This window comes from Paenibacillus sp. Y930, from assembly GCF_056786375.1.
In genome coordinates, this window is record NZ_JBXCIX010000026.1 from 1 (window position 1) to 1517 (window position 1517).

3 rRNA genes are annotated in these 1517 nt (G+C 45.6%); all 3 read left to right on the forward strand.

Annotated elements, in window-relative coordinates:
• Positions 1 to 80: ribosomal RNA gene (locus AC1TO5_RS21160) — 16S ribosomal RNA — on the forward strand; the annotation flags it as partial.
• 236 nt (positions 81 to 316) lie between these two features.
• Positions 317 to 433: ribosomal RNA gene (gene rrf / locus AC1TO5_RS21165) — 5S ribosomal RNA — on the forward strand.
• Positions 434 to 817: 384 nt separating this feature from the next.
• A 23S ribosomal RNA gene (locus tag AC1TO5_RS21170) occupies positions 818 to 1517 on the forward strand; the annotation flags it as partial.

Here is a 1517-nt window from a genome sequence, read left to right on the forward strand (position 1 = left end):
CGTCGAAGGTGGGGTAGATGATTGGGGTGAAGTCGTAACAAGGTAGCCGTATCGGAAGGTGCGGCTGGATCACCTCCTTTCTAAGAGAACACGTTCTTCCGATGAGAAGAACATTAGATCCCTTGAGGATCACAACTTGGCAGTTGTTCGCACACTCGTTGTCAGTTTTGAAAGATCAAACAAAGCTTTTCGTAAGAAAAGTGTATGGTAAATCTTTCAACTAAATAATGATTTTATTGAATGAAGGTTTGATATTTTCTTTCAGAAAAATCATAAGTTCACCATTTTCCTAACGGAAAAGGTGATAGCACTATCGTTTGGTGGCGATGGCGGAGGGGAACCACACGTTCCCATCTCGAACACGACCGTTAAGCCCTCCAGCGCCGATGGTACTTGGACCGCAGGGTCCTGGGAGAGTAGGACGTCGCCAAGCGGTATTCATATTATACCTGTTGCAAAAGTTGTCGAAGGCTGATACAATCAAAACTCGTCAGTGCAACAAAGACGATTTTTCTCTATGAAATGAGACATATTTCTTCTGAAATATGGCTACGATCATAAAGGAAGATGATGACCGTTTCCCAAAAGGATATGGTTTGATATTTTCTTTCAGAAAAATCATCACTATTTTCCTAACGGAAAAAGTGTTTGTTCCTTGAAAACTGGATATGAAAGTAATGAAACATCCAAAGCGAATTGTGAAGCTTGGAGATGAATCTTCTTAGGAAGTGGAGTCGAAAACTTCTCGATGATGAAATAAAGCGCATGATTTTTTTGAAGATTTTCTAACGAAAACTTCTTTGAAGTGATGTTACTAGGTTAAGCTAGTAAGAGCGCACGGAGGATGCCTAGGCACTAGGAGCCGAAGAAGGACGTGGCGAACAACGATACTGCCTCGGGGAGCTGTAAGCAAGCTTTGATCCGGGGATTTCCGAATGGGGAAACCCAGCAGCCGTAATGGGTTGTTACTTCTGACTGAATACATAGGTCAGATAGAGGCATACCAGGGGAACTGAAACATCTAAGTACCCTGAGGAAGAGAAAACAAAAGTGATTCCGTCAGTAGCGGCGAGCGAACGCGGATTAGCCCAAACCAAAGAGCTTGCTCTTTGGGGTTGTAGGACAGTTCATACGGAGTTACAAAGGTGTAGGTTAGGCGAAGAGGTCTGGAAAGGCCCGCTAGAAGAGGTAAAAGCCCTGTAGCCAAAAGTCGACACTCTCCGAACTGTATCCTGAGTACGGCGGGACACGTGAAACCCCGTCGGAATCCGGCAGGACCATCTGCCAAGGCTAAATACTCCCTAGTGACCGATAGTGAAGCAGTACCGTGAGGGAAAGGTGAAAAGCACCGCGGAAGCGGAGTGAAAAAGAACCTGAAACCGTGCGCTTACAAAAAGTCAGAGCCCTATTACTGGGTGATGGCGTGCCTTTTGTAGAATGAACCGGCGAGTTACGATTACGTGCAAGGTTAAGTTGGAAAGACGGAGCCGCAGCGAAAGCGAGTCTGAATAGGGCGC